Source organism: Rickettsia endosymbiont of Lasioglossum villosulum (assembly GCF_964026455.1).
Classification (GTDB): Bacteria; Pseudomonadota; Alphaproteobacteria; order Rickettsiales; family Rickettsiaceae; genus Rickettsia.
Window position 1 is genome coordinate 386433 of the sequence record NZ_OZ032152.1, and the last position, 24565, is coordinate 410997.

A 24565-nucleotide genomic window follows, 5' to 3' on the forward strand; every position below is an offset into this window, starting at 1 on the left:
TTTTATAGCAGTTATAAATTAATTTTGAAGTTTATACTTCCTAAATGCGATATAAATTTATTTGCTTTAGTTCCATTATAATTTATTCCTATCTCAATTGATTTTGTTTTAAGGCTTAATTTTGCCCCATAACTAAAACTTAAAGGTAGTTTCCTAATATATATAGGTAATATTCTATTATCTATAATATTTGTTTGAGCACTTGGTATTTTTGACTTAATATTTTTATGGGCAAAAGCATATATTTCAGGAGTAATAATTACTGATTTTAGTGTATTTGGATTTGCTAATTTTACCCCTAAGATACTTTCAATCGTCTGCTCTTTAACACTTGCTATTGATAAATTATCTTCTAAATATGATGCTTCTCTAATTTTGTTATATTTAAGTCCTAACATAGGCTTAATATGCGTAGTACTAAATAACTTATAGTTAGAGCCAAGCATTACTTGTATAGTACTAGTATAGGCTTTGTGAGTATTTTTTCTTTGATTAAAGTTAATTATATCACTAATTCCATATATTCCAATTATACTTGTAAAGATGTTTTGGTTTGAAGGTATATATAGTCCATACAATGAGTAGTAATTACTTCTAACTGTAGTTTTATATTTTGGAAAATTAAATTTTGTTTCTACTCTAGTAAAATTTGCTCCAAGTTGCAAAGAATTGTTTAAGTGTGCATCATGCCCTATTATTGTGCCTCTACTTGTACTATGATATCTACTTATTTCTTTTGTTTCTTTTTGAGTTGCTTTGCCTATAAATGGATTAATATAAAATCCATAAATTTGCTCTTCATCTCCTGCGGCTAATGCTCCAAAATTTCTTGTTAATGAATTTAATCTATTATCAATATTAGATATTAAAATATCGGTATTATTAACCACTCTACGTGGTGCAAATTCTGTGGTTGTAGAATTTTTCGTTGATGTTAAGCTATTGTTAGCATGATGTACTAAATTATTTTCAAAATTTTCTTCAGTATTACTATTTATTTTGCTTTCATCATTTAGATTATAATTATCAGCTACTCCATTTTTAGCTAAATTATCTATATTTTCGTTTAAACTGTTATCTGCATCAAAATTATGCTCGATCAATTCAATTATTTCGTTATAATTTGACTCTAATTCTTCATCATTTAAGGCTATAACGGAATTATTATCTGGTATATCTTGCAAATTATCTGCTTCATTGTGGGTATTGGAGCTTTCCTCTAATATTTTGAGAGGAAGGATAATATGACAGAGAGTGTAAAACTAAATCATCAATTATACTATCATCTATAAGATCAGTATCGTCCCATAAAAAATCATTATCATCAAATACAAAATCATTGAGGTTATTACTTTCTATAGTTGGGTTTTCTGTATGTGGAGATGCTTTAATTTGAATTGATATTAATATGACTAATAAAAAAATATATTTCATTACTTGTTACCTATTTTTAATACTTCAAATAAAAATTAAATTACCATATTTTATGGTAATAATCAATTAGAAATTAAAGTAGTTAATTAAAATCTTTCTTGAACGATTTTTTATTTAGAAAAAATGAAGAAGTGAATAATAAAGTAAGTCAGCTTTTAGGTGGGGAAAAAGCTAGATTAAGCCTAGCTAAAATTGCAGCTAGCTCACCAAAGCTTTTAGTACTTGATGAAATCACTAACAACCTTGATTTAGAGACAAAGGAGCATATAATACAAATTTTAAAATCATATCTAAGTGCGATGTTAATTATTTCACATGATATGGATTTTTTGAAAGTAATCGAAATAAAGGATTTTTTTAGAAGATAATAAAAGATATGGTTTAGTAGGTGCCAACGGAGCTGGTAAAACAACCTTTTTTAAAGTTTTAATGAGAGAGGAAGAACCGGCATTCGGCGAGGTTAATGTACCTAAAAATTCTAAAGTAGGATGTTTAAAGCAAGATCAATTTCTCTTTGAAAATACCAAAATTATAGATACGGTAATAGCAGGCAATAAAGAATTATGGCAAGCCTTGCAAGAAAAAGAAGAAATATTGAATAAGCAAGAATGTAGTGATGAAGATGGCTATAAGCTTGGTGAACTTGAGCAAATAATATTTGATAATGATGGATATAGTGCTGAAGTTTTTGCAAGTAGTTTGCTTACAGGGCTTGGGATAAATGAAAAATATCATTATGAGCCTCTTTCTATATTATCAGGGGGTTATAAATTGCGGGTTTTACTTGCTCAAAGTCTGTTTAATAATCCTGATATTTTATTATTAGATGAGCCGACAAACCATTTGGATATTGTTTCAATTTATTGGCTTGAGAATTATTTAAAAAATTCTTTTAAAGGAATATTAATTTTTATTTCACATGATTTGGCTTTTTTAAATAATGTTGCAACGGATATTTTAGATATAGATTATGGAGAAATAAAATCATATACGGGTAATTATGATAATTTTGTTCAAGAAAAAGCAATAATAGCTGAACAGAAATTAAGTGAGCGAAATTTTTTAGAAAAAAAAATAGAAAATATGCAAGCTTGGGTGGATAAATTTAGAGCAGGTACAAGAGCAAGGCAAAGTAGCTCGCGAGAAAAGCAGTTAGAAAAAATACAAGTGCCGGATTTGCAAAAAACTTCACGAATTAGTCCGTTATTTAGATTTTTGCAGCTAAGATCTTCAGGGAAGTTAGTATTAAAAATTGATCAGATAACTAAGAGTTTTGAGGATAAACAAATATTAAATAAAGTAGGTTTTAGCGTATCACGAGGCGAGAAAATTATCATTATCGGTGCAAATGGTATCGGCAAATCTACTTTATTAAAAATTTTGATGAATAAAATAGAAGCTGATCAGGGTAGTTATGAATGGGGATATGAAGCACAAATATCTTATTTTGCTCAAGATCATCATGAATTACTTAATAAAAATATTAGCATTCTTGACTGGCTTAAAAATTACGCTGAAAAAGAAACAGAGAACACCATAAGAAATATATTAGGGCAGGTATTATTTCGTAGTGATGAAGTAAATAAAAATATTCTAAATTTAAGTGGTGGAGAGGGAGCAAGATTATTACTTGCTAAAATGATACTAGAAAAAAGCAATATTTTAGTTCTTGACGAGCCAACAAACCATCTTGATTTAGAATCACGAGAAGCACTTAAAAAAGCCTTGGTTGATTTTGAGGGTACAGTAATATTAGTTACTCACGATCGTGACTTTGCAAGCCTAGCAACTAGAATTATCGCTCTTTCTCATAAAAGAAATATTATCGATTTTAAAGGTAAATATAAAGAATATGTTGAAAAATACGGCAATGATTATCTAAAAATCTGATAATAAAAAATATATATTTAATTCATTAGCACATTCTTATATAGTCATAAGCCAGTATATAAATAATTTTACTTGGTATGAATTTTCAAGAGTTTAAGCATAAATATGGTTATGATGCTGCTACTAAAATGATGCAGCAATATTTAGATATTAAATTTGCTCACCTAGATTGCTTATTGCTTTTTAGAATGGGTGATTTTTATGAAATGTTTTATGAAGATGCCGTGCTTGCTAGCGGCGTACTCGGTATTGCTCTAACTAAGAGGGGTAAGAATGGTGATGAAGAAGTCCCGATGTGCGGCGTACCTTACCATGCTCTTGAGAATTACCTAACTAAATTAATCGAAGAAAATTATAAGGTCGCTATTTGCGATCAGCTTGAAACCCCTGAAGAGGCAAAAAATAGAGGAGGTTATAAGGCAGTAGTTAATAGAAATGTTACCCGGATTATAACACCTGGCACAGTGATTGAGGAAAACCTAATTACCACTGCTGAGCCGAATTATCTAGCAAGTCTTGTTGTGCCGAAAAACAAAGATACGGCAGCACTTTGCTATGCTGACCTTTCTACTTCCACGATTTTTGTAGTTAATGTTCCTGAGCTTGAAATTCTTAATGAACTTGCTCGCCTAAAACCTCATGAAATTCTGCTTAGCGAGCATTTAAGGTCTTCTGATCTTGCGAGTAATATTTCCAAGCAACTAAATTTCCGCATTACTTATCAAGTCGATAGTTTTTTTGCCGCTAATAAGTGTGAAAAGATTATTCTAGATTTTTATAAGATGCAAGATATTAAAGGGGTAGGGGAAATATCTAGCAGTCAAATTTGTGCGATAGGTAGTATCTTGGAATATCTTACCCTAACGCAAAAAGAAAATATCCCCAATTTACCAAAGCCAAAGATTATCGATTTTCATAGCTACATGACAATTGATTTTTCAACAAGACGTAATCTTGAGATTGTTACAAATTCATGCGGAGGGAATAAAGGAAGCTTGCTTAGCACCCTTAACCACACTGTTACTAAACAAGGTGGGCGGTTGTTATATAACTTCCTATCAAGTCCGTTAACTGATACTCATAAAATAAATCAGCGTTTAAATATAACGGAGTTTTTCCATTCTAATCTAGATATAACCGCAAAAGTCCGTGAGCTACTAAAGAAAACTAGCGATATAGAGCGTTGTTTAACCCGTATTACTATGAATAGAGGTTCGGGGCGTGATTTGCTTAGTATTAAATATACGTTAGAGACGGCTAACTCTATCAAAGAAATATTTTTCGATAATTATGGCTTTGAGCTACCAAGTTTTATTGAAAAAATTGTTAAGCCATTAATAAGAAATGATGAGCTATATAATTTAATAGAAGAAAGCATATGCGAAGATGCCCCGAATAATTTAAATGATGGTGGTGTTATAAAACATTCATATCACCCAAAAGTATTACAGTTACATGATCTAATTAATAACGGCAAATTACATATTGAAAAACTAAAAGATCAGTATAAAAGAGAAACGGGAATAGATAGTTTAAAAATATCTCACAATAATGTGATAGGGCTGTTTATCGATATCACCGCTAAAAATGCTAATAAGATTAATGACCCTAAATTTATTCATCGTCAAACGACTGTTAATAGCGTGCGTTATACTACAATTGAATTGCAAAAACTTGAAAGTGATCTAGTTAATGCTAAAACCTTGGTAGTGAGTTTGGAAAAAGAGTTATACGAAGATATATGCAAGCGGGTAACGAAGCAATCCGATTATTTGCGGATTCTTGCCAGTTCTCTAAGTGGTATTGATGTATTTTGTAATTTTGCTTATATTGCAAGTGAAAATGATTATGTCAGACCTGAATTTACCGATGATTTAAGCTTTGACATCGTTAAAGGGCGGCATCCAGTAGTCGAAGAAGCTTTGAATAAAGAGAGAAAAAGCTTTGTGCATAATGATTGTCATTTATCGGAAGCGGAGCGTATTTGGCTAATCACTGGTCCTAATATGGCAGGTAAAAGTACTTTCCTAAGGCAAAATGCCATTATCGCAATCATTGCTCAAATAGGTTCATTCGTGCCTGCTAAAAGTGCTAGAATAGGGATGGTGGATAAAATATTTAGCAGAATCGGGGCAGCTGACGACCTGATTAAAGGACAATCGACTTTTATGGCAGAAATGCTAGAGACGTCAGCGATCCTTGCACAATCTACCAAAAACTCCCTAATTATATTAGATGAGGTCGGCAGAGGTACTTCAACTTATGATGGTGTATCTATTGCTTGGTCGGTGCTTGAATATATCCATGATAAATTAAAATGTCGCTGCTTATTTGCAACGCATTATCATGAGCTAACTATTATGGATAATTTTCTGCCAGCTATGCAAAATTATACTATTGCTATTGAGGAATCAGGCAAAGATATTTTATTTTTACATAATATTATAGCAGGTGCAGCTGATAGATCGTATGGCATCCATGTTGCAGCCTTAGCGGGGCTGCCTGCAAGTGTTATTAATAGAGCCGAGCAGATTCTGCTTAAATTCGAGAAAAATGCAGCAGGTAAAGGAAAGAATATTTTATCGACAGAGTCAAATAATTTGAGTTTATTTGCTCTTGAGCCTCCTAAACAGATGCAGAATTCTAAACTTGAAGAAAAATTTAAAACCATAGATCCCGATAAACTCTCGCCTAAAGAAGCTCTTGAGTTGATTTATGAACTGAAAAAATCGTTTTAAAATAAATGCAATATATTAATAATTTTCTAATTTAACTGTTGCAATTTATTCCATTATTTCTTATATTCAAAGTCGCTTAAATAAAAAGCACAAGGGTGTTTTAATATTAATAATGAATTTTATCCCCTTAAATTCAAATATTAAAATGCCCACAGCTAATTATTCTATATTTAAGCGGGTGTAGCTCAGGGGTAGAGCGCTACCTTGCCAAGGTCGAAGTCGAGGGTTCGAATCCCTTCACCCGCTCCAATAATTTTCTTCCAAATTTCTGCTTTTAGTTAAAATGATATTTTTGTTAAATCAATAGGATTGGTGACAACATAACGCCATAGCTTATCTATGCCTTTAGTTATGCCGATGCGTGTAGTGGTAGAATAGGGGAGTTTTAAATTGATGTCGCTAACAAAAAATTCGTTGTTATTGATTAGGTCAATTTTATTATGAGAGATGTTAATCCCTAAATATTTACATAGCTTGCCTGGTCCATCTAACTTTGATACTTCAAGATTTGGTACGTCAAATTTCGGGATGTGCCTTTGCTCACGTAGTTTTCTATGCCTAGCTGCCTCACCACTTATTTGACTTCCAACTTTTGAAGTATCTGCGGTATATAAATCCTTAGTAGAAATAATATATGCTCCTCTAATTAAAGTAGCAGCAGGAAAGCCATCAGTTTCGGTTACGAAGTTTAGACAATAATACATGCCGTAAATCAGATAAACATAGCTAAAACCAGCCGGACCAAACATTATATCAGTTCTTTTTGTACGACCTCTTGCAGCATGACAAGCTGGATCGTCTTGTCCAATATAGCTTTCAGTTTCAGTAATAATAGCTGTTTTGCCTTGAAAATATAAAACCTTACCCAGCAGCTCCTGACTTACTATATTAGTATCTCTTGCAAAAAACTCACGTCCCAAAGGGATTAATTTATTATTCATTTTTATTTAGTAGGTGGAACAGGATCATATCCGCCATCACAAAAAGGTTGGCATTTGATTATTCTTTTAACAGCAAGCCATAATCCTTTTATATTGCCGTGCGAGGTTATAGCATCTTTAGCATACTCTGAACAAGTAGGGTAAAAGCGGCAATTATTACCTAGCAACGGGGAGATAAAGTATTGGTAGAATTTGAGTAACAATAATAATATACTAGTCATTTTGCAGTTTATTTATTAGCTCTTCCATCTTTTCCGGCGTTAAATCTTCATAATAATCGTCGTTAATTTGCACTACCGGAGCGTTAACGCATGCTCCTAAACATTCAATTTCAATTAAGCTAAATTTCTGATCTTTTGTAACTTCTTTATCTTTTATGCCAAGTTTTTCCTTGCAAGTTTTCATTATATCATCGCTACCACGTAGCCAACAAGGGGTAGTAGTGCACACTTGGATATGATTCTTACCGACAGGCTTAAGGTTAAACATAGTGTAAAAAGTTGCCACCTCATAAGCTCGCATATACGGCATTTCTAGCATATTAGCCACATATTCAATAGCAGGAACAGGCAGCCAGCCACCATTTTGACGTTGAGCTAAATCAAGAAGTGGTAATATGGCACTTCTTTTGCCCTCCGGTGGATATTTTTTTATGATATCCTCCGCTAGACTTAAATTTTTCTTATCAAAACTAAAATTTGTAATTTTTGTATTCATATACTCCTAATATCATGAATAATTTAGTAGACGAAGTTTTATTTGGAAAAGAGCAAGAAGCCTCGGAATTTTTGACCGCAGCGTACACGCGAGTAAAGTGAGGATCAAAAATGAGAAGCGACGTAGCCAATTTTTCAAATAAAACGAGTCTACCTATCGATCTCACCAAATACTATATCAAGCGTTGCTATAATAGTAATAACATCTGCCATTAAATGACCTTTGGACATAAAATCAAGACCTTGTAAGTGAGCAAATCCTGGGGCTTTGATTCGGCATCTGTAAGGTCTATTGCCACCAGTAGAGTATAAATACACACCAAACTCACCTTTTGGGGCTTCTACTGCCTTATAAGTCTCACCAGCTGGAACATCATACCCCTCGGTATAAAGCTTAAAGTGATGGATCATTGCTTCCATAGATTCTTTCATTTTAGCCCTTGTTGGTGGTGCTAATTTTGGATCATCGGTTTTAACCGGACCTTGCGGCATTTTCTCTATACACTGTTTGATTATCTTAATAGATTCGTACATCTCAAGCATACGCACTAAATATCGGTCATAACAATCGCCGTTTTTACCGATCGGTACTTCAAAATCCATTTCACCATACACGTCGTAAGGGTTTGATTTTCGCAAATCCCAAGCTATGCCCGAACCTCTGAGCATCGGACCTGAAAACCCCCAGTCCATTGCCTCTTTTTGGGAAACAACGCCAATATCCACTAAACGCTGCTTCCATAACCTATTTTCATTTAATAGATTTTCAATATCTTGCAGCTTAGGAGGGAACTGATCAATAAATTTGTCTATATCCTCGAGTAAACCATCAGGTAAATCCTCAGCAACGCCGCCCGGTCTGAAATAGTTTGAGTGCATACGAGAGCCGGAAACACGCTCGTAAAATTCCATGATTTTCTCACGCTCTTCAAATAGCCATAATAAAGGGGTGGTTGCTCCGACATCTAAAGCTTGGCTGCCTATATTCAAGGTGTGGTTCAGGATTCTCGTTAGTTCTGAAAATAGTACCCTGATAAACTGAGCTCTTCGTGGTATTTCGCACTCTAATAGCGACTCAGCAGCTAAAGCAAAAGCGTGTTCTTGACACATTGGTGAAACATAATCAAGGCGATCAAAGTAAGGGATAGCCTGCAAGTATGTTTTATGCTCAATCAGCTTTTCGGTACCTCTATGCAATAATCCAATGTGAGGATCAGCATTATTTACTACTTCCCCATCCATTTCAAGAATTAGCCTTAAAACGCCGTGCGTTGCCGGATGCTGCGGACCAAGATTTAACGTTATACTTTTGGTGTTATTAGTCATATTATTTGTCATTGCGAGGAGCCACAGGCGACGTGGCAATCCAGTTAAATAATTTCATCATATAAATTTTTCCAATTTACGTTCATGCTTTGTTAGTAATAATATCAGTCGGTTGTTTCATAATTTTTCCTAGATTGCCGCGTCGGGACTATGTCCCTCCTCGCAATGACATTATTTTATATTTCTTCTATATTAATAGAACCTAAGGGTAATACTTCAAAATTATCGGTTATTATACAATCAAATTGAAAAGGCTTAAAATAAGCAAAAGTATTATATAATTCTTGATTTTGTTTATTTGCTAAAACAAGTTGGTATGAAAAAGAAAACTTATTATAATTTATTTGCCATCCATAATTAGACTTAGAATCTTCAATGTAACGTATAAATGATTTATTTACAGGATCAATTACCATATGTTTTGAAAAGTCATTAATAGTACATAGATGTATATAGGGTACTTCTTTTTCAACAAATGCTTTAAAAAATTCTGTATCTATTTTTAATGAAAAATTTTTATCTAAAGTTAATTTATTTCGTTGACCTTTTACGATATACGGAATCATTGCTTTACTAGTAATCACTCTAATCATTTAGCTTTCTCATCTCCTGGTAATACATAAGTAGGGCTGTGCCAAGGTGAGCTAAAATCAAACTCCCGATATTCTATATCTAAATTGACCGGTTCGTATGCTACTTTTTTCGTCTGTTCATCATATTTAACTTGCGTATAGCCGGTTAACGGAAAGTCTTTACGTAAAGGATGCCCCTCAAATTCATAATCGGTGAGTATTCGCCGTTTATCATCATTGCCGTCAAAATTTATGCCGAACATATCATAAACTTCACGCTCATACCAACAAGCGGCATTAAATATATTGATTATAGATGGTACGCTTTCTTTTTCAGACACATAAGTTTTAATGATAAGACGTTTATTTAGTTTTAAGCTTAGTAAGTTATAAACTACCTCGAACCTCTTATTTATTAAGTCTATTTTCCCTGGCTTCTCGCTTTTGCGGGAATAACATCGGTCAGGGAAATCGCTACCAAATAAGTCGGTTAGTACAGTAAAACGTAGCTCTTCTGATTCTTTTAAAGCTTTTAAGAAAGGTAATAAAAAACTTGGCTCAACTTTATACGCTAGGTAATCCTTAACTGTGATGGAAGTTATCAATATACTTGATTTAGCGGCAAGCTTCTCAATGATTTTTTCTAGCGTCATATTTAAAACCTGTAGTGCGTTTGATTTTCTTTTGTAATTGCATAAGCCCGTAAATTAAAGCTTCCGCTGTAGGAGGGCAGCCAGGGACATATACGTCAACCGGTACGATGCGGTCGCAACCTCGTACTACTGAATAAGAGAAGTGATAATATCCCCCGCCATTAGCACAGCTACCCATTGAAAGCACCCATTTAGGTTCAGCCATCTGGTCGTATACTTTGCGTAATGCCGGTGCCATTTTGTTGGTAAGCGTTCCTGCAACTATCATAAGATCGGACTGTCTTGGGCTTGGTCTAAACAGCATGCCAAAGCGATCCATATCATACCTACTTGCTGCTGCTTGCATCATCTCAACAGCACAACAAGCAAGCCCAAAGGTCATAGGCCATAAGGAATTGCTTCTCGTCCAGCCAATAACATCATCGACTTTAGTTAATAAGAACCCTCGATTTGAAAGCTCATTATTTAGCAATTCGTCTTCCTGATAAAAATTATTATGCATTTTTATTCTTACATAAAGTTAAATATAGTTGCGTAAATCGAGAGCGTCATTGCGAGAAGAAACTGCAAGTTTCGACGAAGCAATCTCATGAAGTAATATAATATTCCTGAGATTGTCACGTCGCTACGCTCCTCGCAATGACGAAAATTAAGCCGCAGGATGACATCCCGTATTTCTCACTCCCAATCTAAAGCTCCTTTCTTCCATTCATACACAAAGCCTACAGTAAGTACGAATAAGAAGAACATCATTGAGAAAAAGCCTATTTTGCCTATTGTTCCAAGGCTAATAGCCCAAGGAACTAAAAATGTGATTTCAAGGTCAAAGATAATAAATAAAATAGCGACTAAATAAAATCGTATGTCAAATTTTGATCTGGCATCGTCGAAAGGTTCAAACCCACATTCATAAGGCTCTAATTTATCTTTATTATATTTTTTAGTGGCTAATAAATTCGGTAGAATCATTATTAAGCTAGATACTAATGTTGCAATACCAAAAAATATAGCAATAGGTAAATATTCTTGTAAAAGTTCTGAGTTTTGCAGCATATATTTTATTGTTATGTTTTGGTGTCATTGCGAGGAGAGGCGAAGCATCGACGCGGCAATCTCAGGATGCTTGACAAGATTGCTTCGTCGCTTTGCTCCTCGCAATGACACTGTATTCTATATTTACCCCAAATAACATTATTTATCAATGACAATATCGGGTTTGACTAATAACTTCATTAAAATTAGTACCCAAATGCTGCTTGCCACCCACCATATTTGCCAAACATTATATGAAATCATGCCGATAATGTAATAATTTATGAAACATGCATAAGAGCTTGCTCTAAAATTATCATTTCCTATATTACCAATTTGTTTAAGGTATTTGTAAATCAAGATTAAGAATAAAGCTAATCCCACTAGCCCTAGCTCAAGAGTAATTTGTAGTATATTGTTATGCGGGTGAAGCGGCAAAGGATGCCATTTTTCACCTTTATAATCGATCATTTCACTATCTTTAACTTCTATATATTTAGAAGAGTTAAAGCCATTAATCATAAGCGGTTTTTCAGCAATTTTATTTGCAACGAAATGCCAGATAAATAAACGATGTGCCGCTGATGGATGGGTAGATAAATATTTATCTGATAACTCCTTAGGATTAATTTGTATGGCTATAACTGGAAATAGTAACGAGCCGGTTATTAGACCGAATATTATTAGTTTAGAAAATATCGGCTTTATAAGTCTTGCTAAAATAAATACTATCCCGCCTAAACTAAATCCTAGAAAACTTGCTAAACTATCAGAGATACTTAATAAATAAAGTACTAAGATATATAATATTAGAGCGTGATAATATTTTTTATCATAAATTAAAATAGCTATTACTACCCACGCAGTAATTGAAAGTAAAGCACAACCTCGATCTAGCATATAAAGGTTAAAATTTGCCTTAAATATTTTAGTTAAGAAGCCATGGGAAAAATATTCAATAAAGAATAGTAAAATTGCCGTAAGAGTACCAAATATTAAAGCTTTTTTAAGCTGTGGGCGATTTTGAAATGGCTTGAAATTACTGACAACAAAGCCAAGAAATAAGATTGTAAAGACTTGAACAAAATTAATTAGGTTGTTGGTAGGTTTAATTGCAAATAAACAAGATATCAAGCACCAACCAGCGAATAGTAGTTCTGTTTTTATCGTCATTGCGAGGAAATTACAAAGTAATTGACGAAGCAATCTCAGGATGTTAAATGAGATTGTAACAATGCTTTGCTCCTCGCAATGACGATTAGGTATCCATGCGGCAATATTTTGTAGTAATGATATGAGTAAAAACACCGTTACAGTAGCTGCGACTGATAAGCCGGCAACCATGCCAAGGCTTGGGATTAAGAATATAAAAAAGTAGTTTATCATTTTAACTTAAAAACACTCTTTAGCAAAGATTTCATAAATAGGGTGTTCGAATGTGGAAAGTGAAATGCTGCCGGAGGTCATCCACCCTTGAAAAAGTAATTTAGGGTCTTCGTCAATTATATATTCCGTTATAGTCATCAATATATAATTATCTTCGTTATACGGATCAAGGTTTTTAACACATTTATGTATTTTAATTTTTATATTACCGAAATATTGTTCTTCCCCAACTTTAAACGTAAGTTTTTCAGATTTAGCAGTAGTCTTATTTAAGGCAATAATCTCACAATTATCACAATTTTTGAATTCTGTACTATCACTAATGGCTTGATTGGAATTTAAAACCGGTGGATCATTATTAATAAGGTTAAATATATCATTCTCAATATCTTCAGTAGTCGTAACAGAATCTAACTCTTCTGCAAATATGATAGGCGAGTAGGTAAATATAATAAATGCTAAAATGATCTTTAAATGCTTCATAAGTAAATTAACTATAGTTTTTTAAATTATATACTATGAGAGATTAATGGCAACTAGGTTTTGTGGTAATTTGTAACAATGTGTCATCCCGTGGCTTGACCACGGGATCCAGAAAATAATAAAATTTATCTCGCTTTATGCTGGATCTCGCAGTCAAGCCGCGGGATGACAGGAGTGAAGCCCTGACTACTACAATAATATATTATGATCTATTCAAAAGAATTATTAAATTCGGTTTTGCGTCAGGATTTTCCTAGTTTTATAATTAAGGTATTTAATACTATTAATCCAGGTGCTGAGTATTATCCCAGTAAACATATTAACATAATTAGCGATTATTTAAGGGCTGTGCAGAATGGTGATATTAATCGTTTAATAATTAACATACCGCCTAGGAGTTTGAAATCTATCTGCGTTAGTGTTGCTTGGACTGCTTTTTTATTAGGACTTGACCCAACCAAGCGTATTATGTCGGCTAGCTATTCTCAAATGCTTAGTGTTAAACATTCGCTTGATTGTCGGTTTATTTTAAATTCCGATTGGTATAAGGAACTTTTCCCAAATACTATACTTAGCAAAACTCATAATCAAAAAAGCAAGTTTCTAACAACTGCTAATGGTTTTAGATTTGCAACATCGGTAGGTGGTTCGGCTACAGGGGAGGGCGGGGATATCTTAATTATCGATGATCCGCATAACCCTACGCAAATACATTCTTATAAAATACGTCAAAAAGTGATAGATTGGTTTGAACAAACCTTTGTCAGTAGGCTTAATAATCGTAATCGTGGTGCGATAGTTTTGGTTATGCAGCGTCTACATAGTGATGATTTAGCTGGATATTTGCTTAATAGTAGCAATGGGTGGCATCACTTAAAAATTCCGGCTATTGCTGATTGTGATTATTCTTTTGAACTAACAGCAAATTCTTATGTTAAAGGTGAAGTATTGGAGAATTATAAAGAGCCTGCTGATTGCTTAGCAAAATTAGAACAGGAAATAGGTAGTTATAATTATCATGCTCAATATTTACAAGAGCCTATACCACAAGGCTCATCACTGCTTAATATGGAAGATATTAGCTTTTATGAAAATTTGCCTGAGAAGTTTGATTATTTAGTCCAAAGCTGGGATACGGCGATTAAGATTTCTGAAGATTCTGACTATAGCGTTTGCACTATATGGGGTATTTTAGGGCAGAAATATTACCTTATTTCATTGGTTCGGAAAAAAATTAATTATCCTGAGCTGAAGAATTTGACGGAAAAACTAGCAAATCAATATAAACCAAGATTTATATTAATAGAAGATAAAGCAAGCGGTCAGCAACTAATTCAAGATTTAGGTTTTTTAGGTGATAATATTAGAGTGGTGGGTATTAAGCCTAAGCTTGATAAAGTTACAAGATTTGCTTCGGTAGTGCCGTTATTTCAAGCTGGTATAGTGTTAGTGCCTAGACAATCAACCATAGCCTTAAAGGAATTACTAAACTTCCCGCATATCAAAAATGACGATATAGTAGATTCAGTTAGCCAATTTCTAAACTTTATGAAAAATAAATCGCAAAAACTTCCTGCAAGAATCAGGAGTATAATTGTTTAGTAATTAGGGCTAAACTTAATAGCAATCCGGCATAATGATTTGCTTTAAATCTTGTCATGCAATTAGCCGGATTATGAATGTCTAAAGTTGCTATTTGTAATATTAATAAGGTTGAAGCACCGAGGATAGGTAGATAGTCTAGATTATAGACGGCAGCTGAAATAAATAATAAAATAAATCCAACGTAAAATATATAAAGCCAAAATTTATATGCTTTATTCTCTAAATAAATGCTTAAGGATTTCACTCCTATTTTCTTATCGTCATTTATATCCATAAATCCATATATCGTATCATACCCTATCGTCCATAAACAGCAGGCTAAATACATCGTAATTGCTGCTATATCCAGCTTATTCTGAACTGCTGCATAGGCTATTAGCGTTCCTAAATTAAATGTAAAACCTAAAAAAACTTGCGGGAGGTAGGTAACACGCTTCATTAGCGGATATATACTAATCATCATCACTGCGAAAAAACCTATATATATGGCTGTCTTATTCAAAGCTAGCAAAATAAAAAGCGAGATTATACCAAGAATAAAAAGTATGGCAATAGCATATTTTATAGACAAAATACCGCTAGCTAGAGGGCGGTTTTTAGTTCGTGCAACATGCTTATCGAATTTTCGGTCAAATATATCGTTGATAATACATCCGCTACTTCTTGTTGTGATGCTGCCTAGGATAAATAGTGGTAGTAAATATATTAAATCTGCTCTAGATGGATTGGCAAGCAGTAAACCAAATAAGGCAGGGAAGAAGACTAGTAAATAAGCTACCGGCTTATCTGCTCGCATTAATTTTAAAGTTAATAATAATTTATGCATGATTTTTTGACTTTCAGATGATTATTATATTTAGTTTTCTATCATCTGATAATAAATTAATGCTAATATAGCTGAATTAGCTAAAGATATTATAGGAAAATATACAAATATGTATAATGAATTTAATATTTAGTATATTTATGATTAATTGCGAATAATTTGAATGGTGGAAGCAAATAGTACGATTTGCTAACCACCATGGATAAAAGACAGTATATAAACGACCCTTTTTTATGCAACAAAATTCACAAGCAGCATAAAAATTTAGAGAGTGGGGACTGATTGTTTTCGTGTTTTTCTAATCTATATAAAACTACTATCACCCTCTGCTCCTGATATGCTAATATTATCATTTATATTTTGGTGGTCGATTATTGCATTAATATCATCTTCTAAATCTAGAATATTTCCTTTGGTAATTTTGTTTTTACTTAAAAGGTCTTGTAGGTTATTTGTTACTTGTTCTATATCGACTTTATTAATTAGAAGCTTAGCTTTATATGCAATGTTCTTTAATTGTTCTGCTATTTTAGTTTTATCATTAACATTAATAGTAGCATTATTAGATATTTTATCGTTTAAGTCATCCGTTAACTTTTGAAATTTATCATCCGTTTTTGCTATATTTTTATTTCGCTGTAAATATTTCTCAATTATAATTTGACTTTGTTGATCTATATTATTTTGCTCTAAATCTATATGCGTAATAGTAGTATTTTCTTTTAAAGCTTTAATAATTGCGTTTATTCCTACAGTCCCTATATAATTCGCATTAAGGCAAAGATGCGTAAGAGTCTTAAGCTGTAAGATTTCGGCTAACACTAATATTTTGTGATTACCTAACTCACATCCGCTAAAATCAAGTTTCTTTAATTGTGTACTTACTTTTAAAGCTTCAGTAATAATTTTTATACCTTGTTCACTTATAGTGCTACCCATAAAATCGATAGCGGTAATTGTCTTAATAACTTTTAATTTATCTGCGATTAATTTAGCAAAATCATTTGTTATTATCTGATAACAAAGACTGACAGAGGTAGGATCGTGAAAAAATTTATTTACTGTTTCGGCAAGTTCGTTATTTTCTAAAAGTATTTGTTTTTGTTGTTCTTCATATTTCTTTTCTGCTTTTTCTTTATTCTTCTCATATAAGTTTTCTTTGCTATAATTATATCGCTCAAGTTCTTTCTTAATTTTTATTGCTGCTTTATATTTTTCTATGGCTTCACTGTATTTTTCTTGATTGTATAAATCATCACCTGCGGCATTTAAACTTTCTGCTTTTTTTTCTGCTATAGCTTGATTTCTTTCTAGATATTCTTCAATTGTTTTGAATATCGGTTTGCCTATGTTGTTGGCTCCAAAATAGAGCGATGTAAGAGTAGAATTATCTTTTAGCATTTCAGCGAATTTCGTTGCTCCGGCGTCGCCTATTTTGTTCTTTGAAAGATTAAGCGAAGTAAGAGTAGAATTATCTTTTAGAACTCTAGCGAGTTCCGTTGCTCCGGCTTCGCCTATGTTTTTAATTGAAAGATCAAGCGTTGTAGCATCTTTCCTTAAACTATCGGCTTGCCGGTTCAATCCTCTTTTTTCTAGAAATTCTATTAAGTTTTCATGAAGTGTTTAGATAACTAAGTATATTGTTATAATAATCCAGTAATTCTTCAGCACAATTTACCACACTAGCTAAATAATCCTTTTTTTCAGGATGATCCTCTATTTCATAAAGGGCTGTTACTAATGAAAAAATCCCATTACATGGAATCTTTAATCCATGTACCATATTTTGCACCACATCTCTTTTAAATAACTCAGATTCTTTCAATTTATTATTTGCTTCTTGTAATTCTAATTTACATTTAATTATATCAGTATAATTTGTGATCGTCGAGTTAATGATATTCTCTTCTTGCTGATATGGTATTAATGTGACAGATATGGGAGATAATTGAAGATTCCAATTTGTTTTAGTAATATTATGATTATCTTTTGGTTGATTTTGATTATTAATTGTCATAGCATCTCCTTGCTGTTAAAGTTAAGAAAACAGCTCAGAGGTTAAAGTGCTAAAATTTTGTAGTTTTAATTTAACCTCTGAACTAGAGTTGCACCACGACCACTCTTAACAAGGACAGATATCCTAACTATTCCATGAAGTACAGAGGATTTAAGAGCTTTTTTGACAGATTTTTATACAATTAGGCAAACAGCTGCACAAATGAGACAGAGCTAAATTACTATTGTTTGTTATCTCAACTCTTTTATCCATTACATCTAAATCCAAAGTAGCATTAATTATGCTACAAAAACTATCAAAAATTCCTTTGAATATGGTATTTTGCTGGCATTTAAGCCTACTTTGTACTATAATTATAGTATAAATATTTTAATAATAATTTCATGTCAGTAAATAACTCAAACAAAACACAACCATTTCTACAATGGGTTGGCGGTAAAAGAAAAATAGTTGATCAATGTAGCAGCCTTTTAGCTGGCACATCTATTTGTGCTATAGATTTTTCTTTTATTGAACCGCAAAAAAATGATTTTGTTTATTTTGATCCTCCTTATCATAAATCAGGTGAGAAGTTTTATACCAGATTACCCTTTGATGAAAATGAGCAAACGAGACTTAAAGATTTTGTTACAGAACTTAATGATAAAGGTGTTAAAATAATGGTTTCTAATAGTAATACTCCCTTTATTAGAAACTCATACAAAAATTTTAATATTAGTACTATTAAGGTTAAATATTCCATGCCTGAACACAATAAAATATCTGATGAAGTAGTTATTACAAATTATCAATTACCACAATAGCTTAGTTATATTCAAACTTGATTAATTCAAAGCAATAATCTTGAGTCTTAAAAGCTTCTGTAAGATCTTGCATATGACGATTTCTAACATAGTAATCATTAAAAGCTGTTGTTGATTTAAGGATTAGCTTTTTGTTGACTATATCTTCCTCTACCACTACTAATTTACTTAATACCCCAAAATCAATATATTGGTTATAACGTTCAATAAGAAATTTCCTCACTTTATACCATACTGAATCAGGATTTAATTGTCTGCTAAGCTGCAATAGATAATTTTGTTGTGCATCTTCAGTGTTATACTGATTAGTTGCAAGCTCAGCAAATGGTATGATTTGTAACTGTCCAATACTATTGCCATAGATCATTCGTACTTGCTGCAATATTTTATCTTGGCTATGTTCTGAAAGAAGCATATTTTTAAGCAATTTTATTTGATACCTATTATCTACTACCCCAATAAAGCAGCAAGAGCTTAATAATTCATAGGCAGTATCATGATCAAAAATACCGACGATTTTACGTTTTAACTGGGCTTGTCTGCTAGTATTGTTACTGCTTTCTATTTTATCTAGATATTGCTCCTTAACTTTATGCACATTGCTAGATTTAAACTGAAACTTCTCACAATTAGCTTGAGTAGTTTCTCTCAGTTCATGAGCTAAAGCTTTAGCCATGTAATTTAAAAACACTTTTTTATGACCAAAATGATGTTCTGGGTATTGTTCAGCTAATTTCAATAAGAGCTTGTTAATAAAAGTAAGATTAAATTCTCGATTTGATTTTATCTGTAATAAATCAGCCTCTTCTTGGGTTAATGGATGGAAATCTGTTAATTTTTTTCTTTTGAACCAGCTTTTATGATTAACGGCATTAATTGATGCATTATTGCTGTTTGATGGTGTAGAGTTATATTTTTTAGAGATTTTATTAATAACTGCTTGAGTGCAGTATTAATCCGTGTAGCACCTATTGTGATATTAGCACTAGAGAAATTAGTATTATCAGCTTGTTGTTGATCGTTGATTAAGCTTGTTGCCTTGAATTGTAAATTTGTTTCAAGTTGTTGTTCTTGTAACTGAGTTTGGTTATTGTAATTAGATTCATTTTTTTTATTTTGAAAAATTGTAGATCTGTTAGATCTAGATTTATTAGATATATTTTTATTATTATCTATATATAAGTAGTTGGCGAAATTTTTTTCAGGTTGACCTGAAATTTCTTTCGGGTTGGAGCGAAAAATTTTTTGTGTATGGCTGAAAATTTTTTCGTTTTCAGCTGAAGATGTATGATTATAAGGCTGGAAATCTTTTGCTAATTTTATACAAGGAGTGTTACGACATTTGATACCATATTTAATTACTGTTGTGGTAGAAAGATTGATGAACCCGGATTGTTCTAGTTCGAGTAGACATTGTCTTACTCTTCGTTGACAAACTCCTAGAGATTCTTCAAAGAAATGATAGGTTTCCTGGAGTTCGTCGATAGAATTGTTATAATAGATTTGTAAGCGGAAGACTATTAGGGATAAGAGCTGTCTTGAGGTTTTACTTAAGATTTTACCATTATTAGAGGTCAGATTATTCCATTCAGGTGGAATAAAATTACCGACAAAATTGTAGAATATAACAGAGCTATTATCACTATTGTTTACTAAAGAAGCATTACATGAAATTAAAGCTCCACAGGCAAAACGAGATGTATATAAAGATACCAAAGAAAAAGGATTATTGCTAATCGTATCATATGGTGGTAGTAAAATATTTTATTTGGGCACAGTACTTGATAAGAAATATCATAGAATTAAAATAGGTGTGTTCCCTGATCTATCAATTATTGATGCTAGAGCCAAAGCATCTGAATTAAAAGGGGAGATTGCAAAAGGATATAATCCCGTCGCAGAAAAGATTAGATTAGCTAAGGAACTGACATTTAAAGAGCTTTATGACAAATACCTTAATGAATATAGTAAAATTAATAATAAAAGATGGAAAGATTATGCTGCCTCGGTAGATAGATATGCCAAACATTTATATCACAAAAAAATATCCACCATTCAAAATACACTAAAATTATTAACAATTATGGCTTAACTTGATGCGTATGCTTATTTGGACAGAGCCCCTATTAACTCAAAAATTTATAAATCGAATCTTACCGTAATTGTTCCTGAGTGTGTGCTATATTTCTTGTGCATGTAGTAGTTGTAATCAAACTGTAATTTAATATTATTATTTTGAGCTATTACTCCGGCACCTATGTTATACCCTAGTCTTGAATTTCTTGTCATATCTACTTTTTTGATCTCTTTAGGAATATCCTGGTTACTTGTAAATGTAGCTGTTATTGCCTTATGACTTGCAAAAAAATTTCTTTCTATACTGCCTTGTAATGATGGAATTAGTTTAAGATGCGAATTAATATCTGTAGAATTTAATATTATCTTACTGCCTATAGTACAGTTGAACACCTTTCTAGATTTCCTTGAAATCTTTAACAAATAATCATATGCTCCTTGTTCCTTGTATAAATTATTCAGCATATTATAATATTTTAGACTAATGTTCGGAACTAATTGCATACCACTTGTAAAATTGTGATAATAGCTTAAATTACCTTCAATGCCCATACCACGAATATAGGATTTACCATGTCTCTGGGCATTGATTACATTTTTGATATTGCTACCTGATAGTGAACCAATTAATTGTAGAGAAACGTTTCTATCTAAATCTTTTTGGTAATAAGCACTGACCATGTGTGAATTAATACGGCTTTTGCCTAGTGTTTCACTAAATCGTAAGTATGAATGAATATTGCCGTAGGCAATGCCTAATATATAGCTATCATTAAATGATATTTCTCCTCCTAGTATTATGGCTAGCATTCTTCCTGTGTAAGATGATATGCTGCTACCACTGTCTTGTTTACTAATAGCGTAACCACTATTATCCCAAATACTAAAACCTCTATTCTGCTCATCGCCCCCTGATATTGGTTGTGATTTACCATTTAATCCTATTAATCTGTTTTGGATTATTTGATTAAATATCTTTAACGCTAACATTACCTCATTATTACTTGCTCTGAACTGACTGATGCGGTCTAATATCCTGCTGCTTGGTTCTTTTAATTCATCTTTTAGATTAAGATCCTCAATGTTATTATTCCTATCAGATGATTCTAAGTTTTGATTACTGTTGTAACTACTATTTGGAGTATTATGATTAGTCTGATTACCACCACTACCATCTACTGCATCTAGTTCATCTTTTAGGTTAAGACCCTCAATATCATTATTTCTATCAGATGGTTCTAAGTTTTGGTTACTGTTGTAACTACTATTTGGAGTATTATGATTAGTCTGATTACCACCACTACCATCTACTGCATCTAGTTCATCTTTTAGGTTAAGACCCTCAATATCATTATTTCTATCAGATGGTTCTAAGTTTTGGTTACTGTTGTAACTACTATTTGGAGTATTATGATTAGTCTGATTACCACCACTACCATCTACTGCATCTAGTTCATCTTTTAGGTTAAGACCCTCAATATCATTATTTCTATCAGATGGTTCTAAGTTTTGGTTACTGTTGTAACTACTATTTGGAGTATTATGATTAGTCTGATTAGCGCCACTACTTACTGCATCCAATTCTAGGTTACAATCATTAAAAATATTAATTCCATTGTCTGATGATAAGTCTAAGGATGAGGTTAAAGCATCTAAATTATCTGATCTACTAGATTGAGATTTTTTAGGAGTTGAAGTAACAATATGACCTTCATCAAAATTACTATGTTTTGATATCATATCATCGATTTTTTTTAATTCTTTCTCTAATAATTCGGTTGAAGATTCATCAGAGCTTATAAGGCTTTGTTGGGATTTTTCATATAGTTTTTTTCTATTATTTAATTTTCTTAGTTCTGAATCTTCATATTCAATATCTTCCAACTCTTCTTTCCTTTTTTCTATAGCATGATTGATTGATCGTATTTTGTTATTAATGTTCTCCAGATGTGATATCCTATAATCTCTACGATCGTTTGACGTCTTTATTAAATCTTGCTTTTTTTCCAAAAGTTCTATTATTCCATTATGATCACTAAGGATATTTGTTGGGAGTGTATTGGAAGCAGCTATAACATTATTGCCAATGAATATTATAGTAATACTATAATTTGTGTATCTAAAAAATAGATATATTATTTTTTTGAGCATAAGTGTATTTAGAGCTTTTAAGGATTATTGTGGCTCAAGGGTTAATGTTTGTGTTTTATTTTGAGTATTAGGTTTAACAGTTTAGTAAGTTTTAAATTCACAGTAGCACCATCATATATACGCGAGCATCTGTAATGCGTAAACTACTTGCTTTTATGCATGCCATTATTAAAAATAATTCTTGCTGGACACCTAATTTTTGTTAATTCTTATTGACTTGCATTATAGATGCTCGCGTTTTAAAGATTTTACAACATGTAAACTTTTATCTGGACTATTATCTCATAGCAATAATTTAATACAAAATTATAGCTTATTGAAAATATAATGCACTATTAAAAAGCATCATAAAAAATTTTATAATTATGAATACTAAAGAAAAAGCTAAAGTACTTAGCTGTTTTGATGTAGCTAATTATTTTTTAGTATTAGTTGATAGAGAAGCAGGGGATAGTATAACCCATGTATGGACCTTCCCAATAAGGCAAGAAAAAAATAACACTTAATAGCAAAAAAGCAAATGCAGTCATGTATTCGACTTATAGTTAACAAATTAACTAATTTAAATTAGCAAATTTATCCTATTGCCCTGATGGAATTCGCTGGCTTACACACTATATACTTATCAGTTTTTCGGCTTCTAAAGAGCCGTTGGGTTATTCAGTTTTTTTGTAAGCTAAGTTTGTCTTATTTACCACCATTATCATTTTCTTTCGCATATTCTAGATCGGAATTTCATTAATATTTATAAAAATTTATATTTTCTATAAATTATTTTTGTTATTTATTATATTACTCATTTATTTAGTTACACATTTTACTTTCTAAGTAATCATTACCTGAACTTAGTACAGCAAATACTACTCTTGCTAATTTGTTAGCCACAGCCACTACCGTTTTATTATGACCATTTCGTTCAATTAAATTAAACATCCATGCTGTAAACTTACTATAAATTTTCTTGGACTTTTCTTCTTTAGATATAAATCTTATCTTAGCATTAAGTACTGCTCTACTACCTTGGATTAATAGGGTACGTAAATATACATCACCTCGTTTACTAATGCCTAATAATTTTTCTTTACCTCCACTAGAATGCTGTCTTGGGACTAGTCCTAACCATGCTGATAATTGCCTACCATTCTTAAAATTTCTTGCATTGCCTATTGAGGCTACTAAGGCAGTAGCAGTAATTAAACCAATACCAGCTATGGCCATTAATTGTTGACATTGTACCAAGTTCATAGCTATTACTTTTAGTCGTTTTTCTAATTCTTTTATTTTTTTATCATTCTCTACAAATTCTTCTTTTAATTCATAAAATGTTTGGTAACTTAATGAACTCAATTTCCCCTCATCTAAAATTTCAGTTAATTTCACTACAACATTATTAATACCTTGTGGAATAATAAAACCAAATTCATTTAACAATCCTCGAATTTCATTAGCTAGTGCAGTGCGATTTCTTACTAATCTTTCTCTAACACGGTGAATTGATAAAACATCTTGTTGTTCTATTGTCTTAATTGGTACAAATCTCATGTTAGGCCTTGCCACAGCTTCACATATTGCTTCAGCATCTGCCTGATCGTTTTTATTAGTCTTAACATATGGTTTTACAAATTGTGGTGCCATTAATTTTACTTCATGACCTAGTTTTATTAATTCTCTAGCCCAATAATTTGCTCCTCCACATGCCTCTATTCCTACTAAACATTTTGGTGTATTGACCATAAAACTTAATAGCTGATCTCTCATTAATTTTTTCTTTAACACTGTCTTACCATTTTTATCTACACCATGAATTTAGCTGGTAGAGCGATTAGTTTCCTGAATCGCCCCCCATTTAGAACCGCATCATGCCCTATTAAGGCAATGGGCTCAAGATATTATCCTTCACACGGTCTTCATTTATA

At 32.2% G+C, this 24565-nt stretch carries 22 protein-coding genes, 1 tRNA gene and 3 pseudogenes; 8 read left to right on the top strand and 18 right to left on the bottom strand.

The features are described 5' to 3' along the window. Positions 1-11 precede the first annotated feature (11 nt). Positions 12-1184: an autotransporter outer membrane beta-barrel domain-containing protein gene (locus AAGD49_RS01885; protein ID WP_341788911.1), complete on the bottom strand. Its 1173-nt coding sequence runs from the start codon at positions 1182-1184 to the stop codon at positions 12-14. A gap of 10 nt (positions 1185-1194) precedes the next feature. Beyond that, positions 1195-1434, bottom strand: a complete 240-nt coding sequence (locus AAGD49_RS01890; protein WP_341788912.1) for a hypothetical protein — start codon at positions 1432-1434, stop codon at positions 1195-1197. A gap of 131 nt (positions 1435-1565) precedes the next feature. Here AAGD49_RS01890 and AAGD49_RS01895 point away from each other — a divergent pair, with 131 nt between their 5' ends. The 4 genes from AAGD49_RS01895 to AAGD49_RS01910 all read left to right on the top strand — a co-directional run bounded on the left by AAGD49_RS01895 (position 1566) and on the right by AAGD49_RS01910 (position 6311). Beyond that, positions 1566-1802 carry an ATP-binding cassette domain-containing protein gene (locus AAGD49_RS01895; RefSeq protein WP_341788913.1) on the top strand — a complete coding sequence of 79 codons (237 nt, stop codon included), beginning with the start codon at positions 1566-1568 and terminating at the stop codon, positions 1800-1802. Further along, positions 1786-3324 carry an ABC-F family ATP-binding cassette domain-containing protein gene (locus AAGD49_RS01900; RefSeq protein ID WP_341789201.1) on the top strand — a complete coding sequence of 513 codons (1539 nt, stop codon included), beginning with the start codon at positions 1786-1788 and terminating at the stop codon, positions 3322-3324. The genes AAGD49_RS01895 and AAGD49_RS01900 overlap by 17 nt, the downstream gene beginning before the upstream one ends. A gap of 77 nt (positions 3325-3401) precedes the next feature. Next, complete coding sequence (gene mutS / locus AAGD49_RS01905) at positions 3402-6062, top strand: DNA mismatch repair protein MutS (protein WP_341788914.1); 2661 nt, start codon at positions 3402-3404, stop codon at positions 6060-6062. Between the two features lie 174 nt (positions 6063-6236). Continuing rightward, positions 6237-6311: transfer RNA gene (locus tag AAGD49_RS01910), tRNA-Gly, on the top strand. 29 nt (positions 6312-6340) lie between these two features. Here the strand turns inward: AAGD49_RS01910 and AAGD49_RS01915 are convergent. From AAGD49_RS01915 to AAGD49_RS01960, 10 genes are all read right to left on the bottom strand, one after another. Then, the gene (locus tag AAGD49_RS01915; protein ID WP_341788915.1) at positions 6341-7003 is read right to left on the bottom strand and encodes a DNA-3-methyladenine glycosylase; all 663 of its coding nucleotides are present in this window, start codon (positions 7001-7003) and stop codon (positions 6341-6343) included. A 2-nt stretch (positions 7004-7005) separates the two neighbouring features. Then, complete coding sequence (gene yidD / locus AAGD49_RS01920) at positions 7006-7224, bottom strand: membrane protein insertion efficiency factor YidD (RefSeq protein WP_341788916.1); 219 nt, start codon at positions 7222-7224, stop codon at positions 7006-7008. Beyond that, on the bottom strand, positions 7217-7720 hold the full coding sequence (nuoE, locus tag AAGD49_RS01925) for an NADH-quinone oxidoreductase subunit NuoE (protein WP_341788917.1): 504 nt from the start codon (positions 7718-7720) through the stop codon (positions 7217-7219). Before nuoE ends, yidD begins: the two co-directional genes overlap by 8 nt. 149 nt (positions 7721-7869) lie before the next feature. Continuing rightward, a complete protein-coding gene (gene nuoD / locus AAGD49_RS01930; RefSeq protein ID WP_341788918.1) occupies positions 7870-9045 on the bottom strand; it encodes an NADH dehydrogenase (quinone) subunit D in 1176 nt (391 codons plus the stop codon). A 176-nt stretch (positions 9046-9221) separates the two neighbouring features. Further along, a complete protein-coding gene (locus AAGD49_RS01935; RefSeq protein ID WP_341788919.1) occupies positions 9222-9611 on the bottom strand; it encodes a hypothetical protein in 390 nt (129 codons plus the stop codon). Positions 9612-9634: 23 nt separating this feature from the next. Beyond that, positions 9635-10270, bottom strand: coding sequence for an NADH-quinone oxidoreductase subunit C (locus AAGD49_RS01940; RefSeq protein ID WP_341788920.1), 636 nt, complete (start codon positions 10268-10270; stop codon positions 9635-9637). Next, a complete protein-coding gene (locus tag AAGD49_RS01945; protein ID WP_341788921.1) occupies positions 10248-10772 on the bottom strand; it encodes an NADH-quinone oxidoreductase subunit B family protein in 525 nt (174 codons plus the stop codon). The genes AAGD49_RS01940 and AAGD49_RS01945 overlap by 23 nt, the downstream gene beginning before the upstream one ends. A gap of 176 nt (positions 10773-10948) precedes the next feature. Then, positions 10949-11323, bottom strand: a complete 375-nt coding sequence (locus AAGD49_RS01950) for an NADH-quinone oxidoreductase subunit A (RefSeq protein ID WP_341788922.1) — start codon at positions 11321-11323, stop codon at positions 10949-10951. A gap of 138 nt (positions 11324-11461) precedes the next feature. Continuing rightward, positions 11462-12688, bottom strand: a complete 1227-nt coding sequence (locus tag AAGD49_RS01955) for an O-antigen ligase (RefSeq protein ID WP_341788923.1) — start codon at positions 12686-12688, stop codon at positions 11462-11464. Positions 12689-12694: 6 nt separating this feature from the next. After that, a complete protein-coding gene (locus tag AAGD49_RS01960; RefSeq protein ID WP_341788924.1) occupies positions 12695-13171 on the bottom strand; it encodes a DUF2155 domain-containing protein in 477 nt (158 codons plus the stop codon). A gap of 204 nt (positions 13172-13375) precedes the next feature. Between AAGD49_RS01960 and terL the strand changes: the two genes are divergently transcribed. Then, positions 13376-14773 carry a phage terminase large subunit gene (terL, locus tag AAGD49_RS01965; RefSeq protein ID WP_341788925.1) on the top strand — a complete coding sequence of 466 codons (1398 nt, stop codon included), beginning with the start codon at positions 13376-13378 and terminating at the stop codon, positions 14771-14773. Here the strand turns inward: terL and ubiA are convergent. From ubiA to AAGD49_RS01980, 3 genes are all read right to left on the bottom strand, one after another. Further along, entirely contained in the window at positions 14754-15602 is an 849-nt protein-coding gene (ubiA, locus tag AAGD49_RS01970; protein WP_341788926.1) for a 4-hydroxybenzoate octaprenyltransferase, read from the bottom strand. The genes terL and ubiA overlap by 20 nt on opposite strands. A gap of 303 nt (positions 15603-15905) precedes the next feature. Continuing rightward, positions 15906-17183 carry a ribonuclease inhibitor gene (locus AAGD49_RS01975; protein ID WP_341788927.1) on the bottom strand — a complete coding sequence of 426 codons (1278 nt, stop codon included), beginning with the start codon at positions 17181-17183 and terminating at the stop codon, positions 15906-15908. A 31-nt stretch (positions 17184-17214) separates the two neighbouring features. Then, positions 17215-17619 carry a hypothetical protein gene (locus AAGD49_RS01980; protein WP_341788928.1) on the bottom strand — a complete coding sequence of 135 codons (405 nt, stop codon included), beginning with the start codon at positions 17617-17619 and terminating at the stop codon, positions 17215-17217. 455 nt (positions 17620-18074) lie between these two features. Between AAGD49_RS01980 and AAGD49_RS01985 the strand changes: the two are divergent. After that, a pseudogene (locus AAGD49_RS01985) lies at positions 18075-18422 on the top strand (DNA adenine methylase); the annotation flags it as partial. Between the two features lies 1 nt (position 18423). Here AAGD49_RS01985 and AAGD49_RS01990 read toward each other — a convergent pair. Next, positions 18424-20096 (bottom strand): annotated as a pseudogene (locus AAGD49_RS01990) (hypothetical protein). On the opposite strand from AAGD49_RS01990, the pseudogene AAGD49_RS01995 reads away from it, so the two are divergent. Next, a pseudogene (locus AAGD49_RS01995) lies at positions 20047-20481 on the top strand (Arm DNA-binding domain-containing protein); the annotation flags it as partial. The pseudogenes AAGD49_RS01990 and AAGD49_RS01995 overlap by 50 nt on opposite strands. An 80-nt stretch (positions 20482-20561) precedes the next feature. Here AAGD49_RS01995 and AAGD49_RS02000 read toward each other — a convergent pair. Next, a complete protein-coding gene (locus tag AAGD49_RS02000) occupies positions 20562-22649 on the bottom strand; it encodes an autotransporter domain-containing protein (protein ID WP_341788929.1) in 2088 nt (695 codons plus the stop codon). A gap of 365 nt (positions 22650-23014) precedes the next feature. On the opposite strand from AAGD49_RS02000, the gene AAGD49_RS02005 reads away from it, so the two are divergent. Beyond that, positions 23015-23155, top strand: a complete 141-nt coding sequence (locus AAGD49_RS02005) for a hypothetical protein (protein ID WP_341788930.1) — start codon at positions 23015-23017, stop codon at positions 23153-23155. A 298-nt stretch (positions 23156-23453) separates the two neighbouring features. Here the strand turns inward: AAGD49_RS02005 and AAGD49_RS02010 are convergent, their stop codons facing one another. After that, positions 23454-24455 carry an IS110 family transposase gene (locus AAGD49_RS02010; RefSeq protein ID WP_341789202.1) on the bottom strand — a complete coding sequence of 334 codons (1002 nt, stop codon included), beginning with the start codon at positions 24453-24455 and terminating at the stop codon, positions 23454-23456. Between the last annotated feature and the right edge of the window lie 110 nt (positions 24456-24565).